The sequence below is a fragment of the Citricoccus muralis genome, from assembly GCF_003386075.1.
Taxonomy (GTDB): domain Bacteria; phylum Actinomycetota; class Actinomycetes; order Actinomycetales; family Micrococcaceae; genus Citricoccus; species Citricoccus muralis.
Genome location: NZ_QREH01000001.1, coordinates 1,403,559 through 1,417,108, shown reverse-complemented (window position 1 = coordinate 1,417,108; position 13,550 = coordinate 1,403,559). Strand labels below are relative to the sequence as shown.

Below are 13,550 nucleotides of genomic sequence, written 5' to 3'. Positions count from 1 at the left end.
CGTGCGCATCCCGCTGTCATGGCTACGTGAATATGTCCCGGTCCCGGCGGACGCGACCGCCGAGGACGTCATGGCCGACCTGGTGAGGGTCGGCTTCGAGGAGGAGGACGTCCACCGTCCCCTGGACGAACTCTCCGGCCCCCTCGTGGTCGGCGAGGTCCTGGAGATGGTCCCCGAGCCGCAGAAAAACGGCAAGACCATCAACTGGTGCCAGGTCCGCGTGGTGCCCGAGGGCCAGGAGCAGACCTTACTCGGTGAGGGCATCGACCCCTCCGGTGTGCAGGGCATCGTCTGCGGCGCCCACAACTTCCAGGTGGGGGACAAGGTCGTGGTCACCCTGCCCGGCGCCGTGCTCCCCGGTGACTTCCGCATCACCCCGCGCCAGACCTACGGCCACCTCTCCGCCGGGATGATCGCCTCGGCGCGCGAGTTGGGCCTGGGGGAGGATCACGAGGGCATCATCGTGCTGTCCTCCCTCGGTTTCTCGCCTGAGAACGGCAACGATCCGGAGCCCGGCACGGACGTCTACGACCTCCTGCACCTGCGGGACGAGGCAGCCGAGATCAACGTGACCGCGGACCGCAGCTACGCCTTCTCCATCCGTGGCGTGGGCCGTGAGTACGCGCACGCCACCGGTCTGCCCTTCACCGACCCGGCGTCCCTGGTCACGGCTCCCGAGCCGAACGGCCAGGGCCACCCCGTGCGCCTGGAGGACGAGCGCCCCATCTACGGCGTCCCCGGCTGCGACCGCTTCGTGACCCGCACCGTCACCGGCATCGATCCGAGCCGTCCCACCCCACCGTGGATGGCCCAGCGACTGCGCCTGGCCGGAATGCGGTCCATCTCCCTGGCCGTGGACATCTCCAACTACGTCATGTGGGAACTCGGTCAGCCGTTGCACTTCTACGACGCGGCGAAGCTGCGGGGACCGATCGTGGTCCGCCGTGCGGCCGAGGGCGAGACGCTGACCACCCTGGACGGCAAGTCGCGGACGCTCTCCGCCGAAGACCTGCTCATCACCGACGACCGTGGACCGATCGGCCTGGCCGGCGTCATGGGCGGCGGCGAGACCGAGGTGTCCGAGTCGACCACCACGATCGTCATCGAGTCGGCGCACTTCGACCCCGTCTCCATGGGCCGCACCCGCCGCCGTCACCGCCTGCCCTCTGAGGCCTCCAAGCGCAACGAGCGCGGCGTGGACTGGGAGGTCGCGGACGAGGCGGCAGAACGCGCCGTCCAACTGCTCATCCAGTTGGCCGGCGGCACCGCCGACGCCGGGATCACCGACGCGGGCACCCGCCCGGAGCCGAACGTCATCGAGCTACCGGCCTCCTACCCGGGGGCCCGCATGGGCATCGAATACACCGAGGACCAGATCGAGACGACCCTGCGGGACCTGGGAGCCACGGTCGAGCGCGGCACGGCAACGGATGCGGGACTTCCCGACGCCGGCCCGGCCAGGACGGTCTTCACCGTCACCGCCCCGACCTGGCGCCAGGACCTGGAGATCCGGGACGACCTGGTCGAGGAGATCGCCCGCCTGATCGGGTACGACCAGATCCCTTCCACCCTCCCGGTGGCCCCTCCGGGGCGCGGGCTGACCCGGGAACAGGCGGCCCGACGCCGGGTGGTCCAGGGCCTGGCCGACGCCGGACTGACCGAGGTGCTGGCCTACCCCTTCGTGGCCGAATCGCAGAACCGCTTCTTCGGCTCCGCCACGGAGGACGAGGGCGCCGCACAGAGGATGGTGCACCTGGCCAACCCGATCTCCGCTGAGTTCGGGTACCTGCGTACCTCCCTGTTGCCCGGGTTGCTGGACATCGCCCGCCGCAACCACTCCCGCGGTTTCCGGGACCTGGCCCTCTACGAGTCCGGGTTGGTCTTCCTGCCCGGTGAGCAGTTGGGCTCGGCCACGATCCCGCCGCTGGGCGCCCGCCCCGCGGACGAGGTGCTGGCGGACCTGGAGGCGGGTATCCCGGACCAGCCCCGGCACCTGGCCGCCGTGCTCACGGGGCACGACTCCGCACCCGGCGCCGGCCACCAGCCCCGCGCGTACGACTGGCAGGATGCCCTCGGTGCCGCCCTGGACGCCGCGGCGATCCTCGGCGTGGACCTGCAGGTCGCCCAGGGAACCCACCAGGCCTTCCATCCGGGCCGCACGGCCGAACTGCGGTTGGCCGGTTCTGCTGGTTCTGCCGGTACCGTCATCGGCGTGGCCGGAGAACTGCTGCCATCCTGGCTCGAGGATGCCGACCTGCCCGCCCGCACCGTGGCCATGGAGCTCGACCTGGACGCCCTGATCGCCGCAGCGGCCGACGTGGTGGTGGCCCGGCCGATGTCCGCCTTCCCGCTCACCAGCCAGGACGTGGCCCTCGTGGTCGCGGACGACGTGGTGGCGGGAGATGTCCTGGAGACCTTGCGTGAGGGGGCGGGCGAGCTGCTCGAGGACGTCAGTCTCTTCGACGTCTACTCCGGGCAGGGCGTGGAGGACGGCCACCAGTCGCTGGCCTTCTCGCTGCGCTTCCGTGCTCCGGACCGGACCCTGACCGCGGACGAGGCCTCCGCCGCCCGTGCGGCCGCTACCGAACTGGCTGCCCGGCGCCACGGAGCCGTCCAGCGTTAGGGTGTACTCGGTTGCGAGGTCGGGGACACCGCCAGCAGGGCAGGCAGAGAAAGTAGGGGCCATGGGCACAGGTGACGGGCCGGCGTCGGGCCCGGGATGGCATGTGGTGGTCACCGGTCCCCGGACCGGTGACCAGCGCCGTGAGGCCCTCGATTTCCTCGCCGTGTCCTTAGGACGCCGGCCGGGGACCTTCGAGGTCAGCCACCGCTGCACAGAGTGCGGGTCCGAGAACCACGGCCGGCCGGAGCTGCGTCACAGCCGGTTGGCCCGGCGCCGGCGGGGGCCGGATGCCCTCGCAGCGGGGGACCTGGCCGCGCCACTGCCGGCCGTGAGCTTCAGCCGGGCTGGAGGGTGGCTCGCCACCGCCTGGCTCGGGGAATCGGACACGGCGGCGGGCTGGCGGATCGGGGTCGACCTCGAACAGACCGGGTCCGCGGCCTTCGCCGAGCCCGCCGAACTGACCGGCGTCGGCTTCTCCGCGGAGGAGGAGCGGCTGGTCGGTGCCCTGGATGACCATGTGCGCCCAGGAATCCGCGGCCTGCTGTGGTGTGCCAAGGAAGCCCTCGCCAAGGCTCACGGCACCGGATTCGTCGGCGACCCGGCAGACGTGGCGGTCACGGTGCCCGGGACCCTGGACCTGGCGGTGCCGGACCGGCCCGGGGCCGTCATCGTCCCGGACCGCGACTGGCCAGGGGGCCATGCCCCCGATCACCTGCTCGGCGCCGTCGTGCTCCTGCCGCCCGCCGGGCACCGGCCTCCGGCCGAGCCGGGATCCGAAGGATCTCCCGCGGCGTCAGCGTGACGCGGGGAAGGCCGGCAGCCCGGGCTCGCACAGCCAGGGGCGCATGACCGCGCGTGCATGGCCGGCCGGGTGACCGCCTGCCTCGGCATGGCGGTCGGCATGGTCCAGGAACATCCCCGTGTCCACGGAGGAGTGCCGGTGCTCGGCCACCCAGGAGCGGATCAGGTCGGTGAACACCTCGTCGCCCAGGGCCCGGTTGAGGGCGAACAGGGTCAGGGCCCCGCGCTTGTAGATGCGGTCGTCGAACATCAACTCGGGCCCCGGGTCCGCCACCACCAGGTCCTGCGCCTTCAGAGCCAGTCCTTGCCACGCGGTGCGGGCCAGCGAAGCCAGCGAGCCGTGCCCGGATTCCGCGCCCCACAGCCACTCGCTGTAGCAGGCGAATCCCTCGTGCAGCCAGATGTCCCTCCATTGGCGCAGGGTCAGCGCGTTGCCGAACCACTGGTGCGCCAGTTCGTGGGCCACCAGCCGCTCGGCGGCCCAAGAACCCGTCAGGTGGTTGGCCCCGAAGATGGACAGGGACGCCGCCTCCAGCGGGATCTCCAGGTCGTCGTCCGTCACCACGGCCGTGTACCGGTCGAAGGGGTAGGGGCCGAAGTGCCAGCTGAAGCACGCCATCATTTCGGTCTGCCGCCCGAGGACATCCTGTGCGCGGGCCTGCAGGGCCGGGGAGACGGCCAGGAAGACCGGGGCCGAGCCGTGACCGGCGGCATCCCCGCCGTCCTTCGGGGGCTGCCACGGGTCTTGCTCTGGATGCTCCGCAGCCGGACCCGGCAACAGATCCAGCACCAGGTCCTGGACCCGCTGGCGTACGGATCCCGGGGCGCGGTGCCGTCCGGTGGGGTGCTCTGGCACGGCCACCAGCTGATACCGGCCGATCTGCAGGGTCACGAGGTAGCTGGGGGCCGGGTCACGCAGCTCCCAGGTCCACTCCTCGCGCGAGGAACGGCGCCGGTGCCCGGTGGGCAGCCCGTTGCAGACCGGCAGGTAGCCGGCGTCCGTGGCCACGGTGAAGTGGTAGGTGGACTTCACCGAGGGGTGGTCCACACAGGGGAACCAGGTGGCGGCGCCGTTGGGCTGGCCGGCGACCAGCACGCCGTCGGTCAGTTCCTCCCAGCCGATCTCGCCCCAGGGCCCCGTCAGCATCGTCGGGACGCCGGCGTAGGTGACCTCGAGCTCGAGGGGCGCCCCGGCCTCGAGGGGGTTGGCCAGGTCGATGACCAGCCGGCCCTTCCGCGTGGCAGTCTTGGCCACCTTGACGGTGCGGCCCTGAGAGGCGGCGGTGACCTTGCTGACCGAGAGCTCGTGCAGATCCAGCTCGATCCGCTTCGCCGGTCGCAGGACGGTCCCCTCGAGCCGGGCCTTCCCGGCGATCCGGTTGGCGGCCAGCTTGACCTCCAACTGCAAGTCGTAGTGGGCCACCGTGAAGTCCGGGGTTCCCGATCCTGGGATATAGGGATCGGGCAGGACCGGGGTTTCCTCAATCACGGGCGGCTGTGCTCCTCGGGTTCATCGGCGGTCTTGGCGGTCTTGGTGGCTTGCTCGGAGGCATCCCGGCTGGCGGCCCTCGCGGCTGCCCGGTCGGCCTTCTCTTCGAGCCGTTCCAGTCTAGTGATCGCCGCGGCGCGGCCCTTGATCTTGGGTCCCTTCCACGGCGCCACCGGGTTGCCGGTCCACCATGAGTGTCCGGGGACCATCTCCCCGCGCATGATGAGCGATCCGGCGCCGACCGTGCCGCCGTCGTCGATGGAGGCCGCCGGCAGGATCACGGAGTTCGGACCGAGGGTCGAGCCCGCGCCCAGAGCCACGGTGTCCAGGGACATGACGCGATCATGGAACAGGTGGGTCTGGACCACGCACCCCCTGTTCACGGTCGAGGAGTCGCCCAGGGTCACCAGGTCTGCCTCGGGCAGCCAGTAGGACTCGCACCACACGCCGTGGCCGATCCGGGCGCCGAGGGCGCGCAGCCACCAGACGAGGGAGGGGGTACCGGAGGCGATGCGCCCGAACCAGGGGGCGGAGACCACCTCGATGAAGTTGTCCACCACCTCGTTGCGCCAGATGAAGGAACTCCACAAGGGATGTTCGCCGGGGCTGATTCGCCCGACCAGGACCGTCTTGGCCAGCACGGAGGAGCCGGCGGCCAGGGCGCCGGCGAGCATCAGGACCACGCCGCCGAGCACGGCGGAGAGCCACCAGCCGCCGGGTCCGGCCCCGTCCGCGGCCCCGCCGCCCAGCTGGGCGAGCCCGTCGAGGGCCACCACCACGGCCACGGCGATGACCACGGAGCACCAGACGGCCAGCAGGCGCAGGGACTCCCAGGCGCTGCGCACCAGCTTGAGCCTCGCCGGCGGAGCGTAGGTCAGGGCATCGGCTGCCTCGACCTCCGTCCGGCGCAGACGCACCGGCGGGGACCCCAGCCAGGAGGAACCGGACTTGGTCTTCTTCGGCGTGGCGGACAGGACGGCCACGAGGGAGTTCTTCGAGAGCTTGCGCCCGGCCGCGACCATGCCGGAGTTGCCCACGAAGGACCTCTTGCCGACCTTCGCCTGCCCCACGTGCATCCAGCCTCGCTGCAGTTCGTAGGAGCCGATCATCGTGTCGTCGGCGAGGAACGCGCCGTCGCCGATCTGGGTCAGTGCCGGTTGGAGGATGACCGTGGAGGCCTCCACGTTGGTGCCGACCTCCGCCCCGAGCCACCGCAGCCAGACCGGCGTGAAGCGGGAGGCGTAGAGCGGGAACAGCAGGTCACGAGCCGTGTCCAGCACCCGCTCCGTGGCCCACAGCTGCCAGCCGATACGGGAACGCACGGCGTGGTAGCCCTCCGTCACTCCAAGGGACAGGAGCCGCACGGAGGCCACGGTGAAGAGCATGTTCGCACCGAACCACACCGCGGCGATCAGCGGGGTGGCCGCCAGCAGTCGCCACGCGGAACCGAGGACGGTCTCGGGCGCGGCGGCCGACCCGGGCTCCCCGGACTGGCCGGCCTGCGGGGCGTCCGGCCACCAGGTCAGGGACCACAGACCCACCAGGGAGGCTGCCAAGGCCGCGGCCACGGGCAGCAGGGCCAGGACGCCGGAGCCGATGGTGGACAACACGAGCCATCCTGTGGCGCGCGGCGGGTCGATGTTGGGGCCGTGGTACCGGGCCTTGCCGAGCCGATGCGCGGGTGAGCCGGCGTACTCAAGGCCGTCCTTGGCCTTGCCGATCACCGTGGAGCCGGGCTGGACCACGGTGCCGGTGCCGACGGCGGCGCCGGGCATCAGGGTGGAGCGAGTGCCGATCACAGCATCCTGCCCGACGGTGACGGCACCGATGTGGACCACGTCGCCGTCGATCCAGTAGCCGGACAGGTCCACCTCGGGTTCGATCGAGCTGCCCGTGCCGAGGTCGAGGAGGCCGGTGACCGGGGGGACCGAGTGCAGGTCCACGTTCCGGCCGATGGTGGCCCCGAGCAGGCGGGCATAGGTGGGGACCCACAGGGCGCCGCCCAGGGACACCGGGTCCACGAGATCGGAGATGTGCTGCGCTAGCCACAGGCGCAGATGGACCTTGCCGGAACGCGGATAGGATCCGGGCTGGATCCCGCGCAGCAGCAACCGGGCGGCCACCACGGAGAGGGCCATGCGGCCCGGTGGGGACACGAACACGAGCCAGCCGGCCAGCACCCACCACCAGGAGACGGCCGGGGCGCCGGGCAGGACACCCCAGGCCTCGGCCAGATTGGCGCCGGCGGCCAGGTAGACGACCCAGCGCATGGCCACGAGGATGACCAGGGGGATGCCCATCAGCGTCTGGAACACCTGGGCCCGGCGGGCGGTGCGGACCACCGGGCGCGGTTCCACGGGCTCGGCCGGTTCCACCGGCCTGCCATCGTTGCCGGTGACGGCCTCCAGCAGGGCTCCGGCGCGGGGGTGGGCGTAGACGTCCCGCACGGTGACGGAGGGGTAGCGGGTGCGCAGCCGGGAGACGAGCTGGGCGGCGGCCAATGACCCGCCGCCGGAGGCGAAGAAATCGGTGTCCAGGTCCTCGGGGGCGGCGCCCAGCACGTCCGCCCAGTGGGTCAGCACCCAGCCGCCGGGGGACTCGGGATCCACGGGGAGGTCGGTGCTCGGGCCGGAGCCGCCGTGGCCGGCGCCCGCTCCCGCCTGACCCGGCAGCGGCCAGGGCAGCGCGTTGCGGTCCACCTTGCCGGACGTCTTGGTGGGCAGGGTCTCCACCGTGACGAGGCGGGGGACCAGTGCTCCGGGCAGCTCCTGTTCGAGGAGCCGGCGGAAGGCCTTCAGGTCCGGTTCGTCCTGCCCCGTCGTCGACGCCGGCACCGCCAGGTACCCGATGAGCAGTTGGGTTCCAGCCGGGGTCGTCTGGACCGCGGCCGCCCCGCCGGCGACGCCCGGCAGGGCCTGGAGGGCCGCATCGATCTCTCCGAGTTCGATGCGGCGGCCGCCGAGCTTGACCTGCTCATCGGCGCGGCCGACGAACAGCAGCCCGTCCGGGTCCCAGACCACGAGGTCCCCGGAACGGTAGGCGCGGTCCCACCCGAGGGACTCCATCGGGGCATACTTCTCGGCGTCCTTGGCCGGGTCGAGGTAGCGGGCCAGTCCCACCCCGCCGATGATGAGCTCGCCCGTCTCGCCCTCGGCGACGGGGATCCCCGTGGCCGGGTCCACGATGGCCAGGTCCCAGCCGTCCAGGGGCAGGCCGATCCGCACCGGCCCCTGACCGTCCATGGGGGCAGCGCAGGCCACCACGGTGGCCTCGGTGGGCCCATAGGTGTTCCAGAGTTCACGGTCGTCCTCGGCCAGGCGGGCGGCCAGATCCGGCGGGCAGGCCTCACCGCCGAAGATTAACAGCCGCACATTCTCCAGGGCCTCTGGAGGCCATAGGGCGGCCAGGGTCGGCACGGTGGAGACCACGTTGATGGAGCGGGAGACGAGCCAGGGGCCGAGGTCCATGCCGGAGCGGACCAGCGAGCGTGGGGCCGGGACCAGGCAGGCGCCATGGCGCCAAGCCAGCCACATCTCCTCGCAGGAGGCATCAAACGCGACGGAGAGCCCGGCCAGGACCCGGTCGCCCGGGGCGAGGGGGTCGTCCTGGAGGAAGATCCGCGCCTCGGCGTCCACGAACGCGGCGGCGTTGCGGTGTGTGACGGCCACGCCCTTGGGCGTGCCGGTGGACCCGGACGTGAAGATGATCCAGGCATCGTCCTCCGGCCCGGGCGAACGGGGACTCGGGAATGGCTTGGGACGCTTCGAGGACGTCTGCACCCGGCCCTGACCGGAGAGGATGGCGGCGACCTTGGCCTCGGAGAACACCAACCGGGCCCTCTCATCCGGGTCGTCCGCGTCCACCGGAACGTAGGCGGCACCGATGTACAGGGTGGCGAGGATGGAGACGTAGAGCTCCACCGTTCCGGACGGGACGCGAATGCCGATCCGGTCCCCGGCGCCGAGGCCGGCACCGTGCAGTGCTCGGCCTGTCGCCTTCACCTCGTCCAGCAGCTCCGCATAGGACAGGACGGTCTCCCCGTCATCCAAGGCTGGCGCCTCGGGATGCTGCTGGGCAGTGGCCTCCAGCAATTGGACCAGGGTCCGGACCGGAGGGGCCTTCTCAGCGGCGGGCAACTGTGGCACATGGGGGGACACGGCGGCGTTCGGCCTACTTCCAACTCAGAGTCAACGGGATCGAAACGGGATAAAAGTGCGAATCGAAAAAAGAATGCCTGTCATCTTATCGTGATTCCCGTCCATCGGCCGGGAGATGTCGCCGCCTGACGGAAACCCGCCGACGTGCTCGGCCGGTGTTTCTGCCACCGGCAGGCCTACGGCAGCAGCAGGGACTTTCCGGTGGTGCGGCGCGACTCGAGGTCCCCGTGCGCCCGGCCTGCCTCGGCCAGGGGGTAGGTGGCGCCGATCCGGAAGTCGAGGGTGCCGGCGTCGAGGGCGGAGAACAGTTCCCGGGCCCGCCACCGGGTCTCCTCGGCCGTCAACGTGTGGTGCACCAGAGTGGGGCGGGTGAGGAACACCGAGCCGGCGGAGTTGAGGCGCTGGGGGTCCACCGGTGGCACCGGTCCGGAGGCGCCCCCGAAGAGCGCCAGGGTTCCACGGATCCGCAGGGAGGCCAGGGACTCGTCGAAGGTGTCCCGGCCGACCCCGTCGAACACGGCGTCCACGCCGCGTCCGCCGGTGACGTCCCGCACAGCATCGGCGAACCCCGAGTAGTCGAGGACGTGGCTGGCGCCCGCCGCGCGGGAGAGCGCCTTCTTCTCCTCGGTGGAGGCCGTGGTGATGACGGTGGCGCCGTGGGACACGCATAATTGGGTCAGCAGCAGGCCCACGCCCCCAGCGCCGGCATGGACGAGGACCGTTTGGCCCGGCTGGACCTCCACGGTGGACCGGCACAGATAGTGGGCGGTCATGCCCTGCAGGGGGATGGCCGCGGCTTCCGCCGGGTCCACTCCGCTCGGCACCGGCAGCAATTGGCCCACCGGGGCGGTGAAGTACTCGGCGTAGGTTCCGGAACCGGCCGCGGTGGCGACCACATCACCGACCGCCACGGACGCGCCATCGACCTCGGGGCCGAGGGCCACCACCGTCCCCGACCCCTCCGAGCCGGGGATGAAGGGGTGGGGCATCCGGTATACGCCCGAGCGCTGGTAGGTCTCGATGAAGTTGAGGCCGGCGGCCGCTGTCCTGACCAGGACCTCCCCGGGGCCCGGTGACGGGACGGGGACCTCCGTCCACTGCAGGGCCTCGGGTCCTCCGGAGGCGTGGACACGAACGGCATGCTGGGTGCTGGGGAGGGAAATCTCGGTCATGGTGCCTACCGTAGTCGCGCCCGGCGGCCCGTGGGGCGGTGATGCGTAGACGGTGCGTGGTCCCGCGGTGACCGTCGGGTGAACAACCCGCCGGTGCCGGACTGGCCAGCGAGGGTGCTCACGTGGCCTGGTCTTGCATAAATATTGGCAACACTGCATATTTCCCCTAGCATGGGCCCATGAGTCTCACAGTTGCCGTCTCCGGCGCCAGCGGATATGCCGGAGGAGAAGTCCTGCGCCTTCTCCTCTCCCACCCCGAGGTGGAGATCGGGGCCATCACGGCCCACTCGAACGCCGGGGAGCGATTGGGTGCGCTCCAGCCGCACTTGCACGCCCTGGCCGATCGCATCCTGCAGGAGACCACTGCTGAGGTGTTGGCCGGCCACGACGTCGTCTTCCTGGCCCTGCCGCACGGCGCCAGTGGTGCGATCGCCGCCGAACTTGAGCTGCTCTCGCCCGGCACCCTCGTGATCGACGCCGGCGCGGACCACCGCCTCCAGTCACCGCAGGCCTGGGAGCGGTTCTATGGCTCCGACCACGCCGGGACCTGGCCCTACGGTCTGCCCGAGCTGCCGGGACAGCGGGCGGAGATCGCCGGGGCATCGCGAATCGCCGTCCCGGGCTGCTATCCGACCACGTGCCTGCTCGCCCTCGCCCCCGGTTTCACCGCCGGAGTCCTCGCACCGGAGGACGTGGTGATCGTGGCCGCCTCGGGAACCTCCGGAGCGGGCAAGTCCCTCAAGCCGCACCTGCTGGGCAGTGAGGCCATGGGCTCCATGAGCCCCTACGGCGTGGGGGGCGGGCACCGCCACACCCCGGAGATCGAGCAGGGGCTCACCCAGGCGGCGGGGGAACCCGTCACGGTGTCCTTCACCCCGACGCTGGCGCCCATGCCCCGTGGCATCCTGGCCACCGCCACGGCCCGCCTGAAGCCCGGAGTGGACGCCGCCGAGGTCCGGGCCGCCTGGGAGCAGGCCTACGGGGAAGAGCAGTTCGTCCACCTGCTGCCCGAGGGCCAGTGGCCCACCACCCAGTCCGTGCTGGGCTCCAACCACGTGGTCATGCAACTGGCCGTGGACGAGCATGCCGGCCGCGTCATCATTACCGCCGCCCTGGACAACCTGACGAAGGGGACCGCCGGCGGCGCCATCCAATCCATGAACCTCGCTCTCGGCCTGGCCGAGGAGACGGGCCTGACCCAGCAGGGGATCGCACCATGAGCGTCACCACAGCCCAGGGATTCCGCGCCTCCGGTGTGGCCGCCGGACTGAAGTCGACCGGGAAACCGGACGTGGCCGTCGTCGTGAACGACGGACCGGACCACCACGCGGCCGCCGTCTTCACGACCAACCGGGTGGCTGCCGCCCCCGTGGTCTGGTCGCGCCAGGTGGTCGCGGACAGGCGCGTGGATGCCGTGGTGCTGAACTCGGGCGGGGCCAATGCCGCCACCGGCCACCAGGGGTTCCAGGACACGCACGCCACCGCGGAACATGCCGCCGGACAGCTCGGGATCTCCGCCGGGGACGTGCTCGTGTGCTCCACCGGCCTGATCGGCCTGCCGCAGCCGATGGACCGGTTGGTCCCGGGCGTGACCGCCGCCGTGGAAGCACTGGGCGCTGAGGGTGGAGCCGACGCGGCAGAGGCCATCATGACCACGGACTCGGTGCCCAAGACCGCGGTTCACCGTGGCCCCGGGTACGTGATCGGGGGCATGGCCAAGGGAGCCGGCATGCTCGCACCGGGAATGGCGACCATGCTGTGCGTCATCACCACCGACGCTGCAGTGGACCCCGCCGAGCTGGATGTGGCCTTGACTGAGGCGGTCCGGACCACGTTCAACCGCACGGACTCCGATGGCTGCATGTCCACGAACGACACCGTGGCGCTGCTCGCCTCCGGCGCGAGCGGGACCCGACCGGAAGCAGCGGAGTTCCAGGAGGGTCTGCGCACGGTCTGCGCGGACCTGGCGCGGCAGCTGATCGCCGACGCCGAGGGCGCCGCCCACGAGATCTCCATCCAGGTGGTCAACGCGAGCACCGAGGACGCTGCCGAGGCGGTGGCCCGCGCCGTGTCCCGGTCCAACCTGTTCAAGGCCGCCGTGTTCGGCCAGGACCCGAACTGGGGGCGTGTCATCTCCGCCGTCGGCACGGTTCCGGAGGAGCTGGCACCGTTCGACGCCGGTCGTCTCGACGTGCACTTCAACGGCGTCCAGGTCTGCCGCGACTCCGGGGTGGGCGAGGACCGTGAGCTCGTGGACCTCTCCCCACGCGAGGTGAGCGTGGTGATCGACCTGCACGCGGGCGAAGCCACCGCCACCATCTGGACCAACGACCTCACGCACGACTACGTGCATGAGAACTCCGCGTACTCGAGCTGAAGGCCACCATGAGCGAGATGACTGACACGACCGGTGCTGCCGCCAAGGCCGCCGTGCTGGTCGAGGCCCTGCCCTGGATCAAGCGCTTCGCCGGTACCACCATGGTGATCAAGTACGGCGGCAACGCCATGGTGTCGGATGAGCTGCGCCGGGCTTTCGCCGAGGACATCGTCTTCCTCCACCACTGCGGCATCCATCCTGTCGTGGTGCACGGGGGCGGGCCGCAGATCAACACCATGCTGAACCGGCTCGGAATCGAGTCCGAGTTCGCCGGGGGACTGCGCGTCACCACCGCCGAGGCCATGGACGTGGTCCGGATGGTCCTCACGGGCCAGGTCGGCCGGGAACTCGTGGGCCTGGTCAACGGGCACGGGCCCTATGCCGTCGGGATGTCCGGTGAGGACGCCGCCCTGTTCCAGGCCCAGCGGACCGGAACCGTGGTGGACGGCAAGCCGGTGGACCTCGGGCTGGTCGGCGAGGTGACCCAGGTCAACCCGGGTGCCATCCGGGACCTGGTGGAGAACGGGCGGATCCCCGTCGTGTCCTCGGTGGCCCCGGAGATCAACGCCGACGGCCAGGCCACGGAGGAGGTGCTGAACGTCAACGCGGACACGGCCGCTGCGGCCCTGGCCGTGGCGCTCGGTGCCTCGAAGCTCGTGGTCCTCACGGACGTGGAGGGCCTGTACTCCCACTGGCCGGACCGGACATCGCTGATCTCGTCCCTGTCCGCCGGCGAACTGCGCAAGCTGCTGCCCACCCTCGATGCCGGGATGATCCCCAAGATGGCCGCCTGCCTCCACGCCGTCGACGGCGGCGTGCCCCAGGCCCACATCGTGGACGGCCGGGCACCGCACTCGATGCTGCTCGAGGTCTTCACCACGGCCGGGGTGGGAACCCAGGTCCTGCCCGATGACCACACCGACTGAGGGAA

General features: G+C 71.2%; 8 protein-coding genes. 5 read left to right on the top strand and 3 right to left on the bottom strand.

What is annotated here, in order from left to right:
• Nucleotide 1: 1 nt before the first annotated feature.
• Both pheT and C8E99_RS06215 read left to right on the top strand, forming a co-directional pair.
• Nucleotides 2-2,623 (top strand): phenylalanine--tRNA ligase subunit beta, encoded by a 2,622-nt coding sequence (pheT, locus tag C8E99_RS06220; protein ID WP_115931560.1) that lies wholly within the window; start codon nucleotides 2-4, stop codon nucleotides 2,621-2,623.
• A gap of 61 nt (nucleotides 2,624-2,684) precedes the next feature.
• Entirely contained in the window at nucleotides 2,685-3,425 is a 741-nt protein-coding gene (locus C8E99_RS06215; RefSeq protein WP_115931559.1) for a 4'-phosphopantetheinyl transferase family protein, read from the top strand.
• Here the strand turns inward: C8E99_RS06215 and C8E99_RS06210 are convergent.
• The 3 genes from C8E99_RS06210 to C8E99_RS06200 all read right to left on the bottom strand — a co-directional run bounded on the left by C8E99_RS06210 (nucleotide 3,417) and on the right by C8E99_RS06200 (nucleotide 10,242).
• On the bottom strand, nucleotides 3,417-4,913 hold the full coding sequence (locus C8E99_RS06210; protein ID WP_115931558.1) for a M1 family metallopeptidase: 1,497 nt from the start codon (nucleotides 4,911-4,913) through the stop codon (nucleotides 3,417-3,419). The genes C8E99_RS06215 and C8E99_RS06210 overlap by 9 nt on opposite strands.
• Nucleotides 4,910-9,070, bottom strand: a complete 4,161-nt coding sequence (locus C8E99_RS06205) for a Pls/PosA family non-ribosomal peptide synthetase (RefSeq protein ID WP_115931557.1) — start codon at nucleotides 9,068-9,070, stop codon at nucleotides 4,910-4,912. The genes C8E99_RS06210 and C8E99_RS06205 overlap by 4 nt, the downstream gene beginning before the upstream one ends.
• A gap of 176 nt (nucleotides 9,071-9,246) precedes the next feature.
• Nucleotides 9,247-10,242, bottom strand: a complete 996-nt coding sequence (locus tag C8E99_RS06200) for a quinone oxidoreductase family protein (protein WP_115931556.1) — start codon at nucleotides 10,240-10,242, stop codon at nucleotides 9,247-9,249.
• Between the two features lie 179 nt (nucleotides 10,243-10,421).
• Here C8E99_RS06200 and argC point away from each other — a divergent pair, with 179 nt between their 5' ends.
• From argC to argB, 3 genes are read left to right on the top strand one after another with little or no spacing between them, the layout of a single operon-like run.
• The gene (argC, locus tag C8E99_RS06195; protein ID WP_115931555.1) at nucleotides 10,422-11,462 is read left to right on the top strand and encodes an N-acetyl-gamma-glutamyl-phosphate reductase; all 1,041 of its coding nucleotides are present in this window, start codon (nucleotides 10,422-10,424) and stop codon (nucleotides 11,460-11,462) included.
• Nucleotides 11,459-12,619, top strand: coding sequence for a bifunctional glutamate N-acetyltransferase/amino-acid acetyltransferase ArgJ (argJ, locus tag C8E99_RS06190; protein WP_115931554.1), 1,161 nt, complete (start codon nucleotides 11,459-11,461; stop codon nucleotides 12,617-12,619). The genes argC and argJ overlap by 4 nt, the downstream gene beginning before the upstream one ends.
• Nucleotides 12,620-12,627: 8 nt before the next feature.
• Nucleotides 12,628-13,545: an acetylglutamate kinase gene (gene argB, locus C8E99_RS06185; RefSeq protein ID WP_115931553.1), complete on the top strand. Its 918-nt coding sequence runs from the start codon at nucleotides 12,628-12,630 to the stop codon at nucleotides 13,543-13,545.
• Nucleotides 13,546-13,550 lie beyond the last annotated feature (5 nt).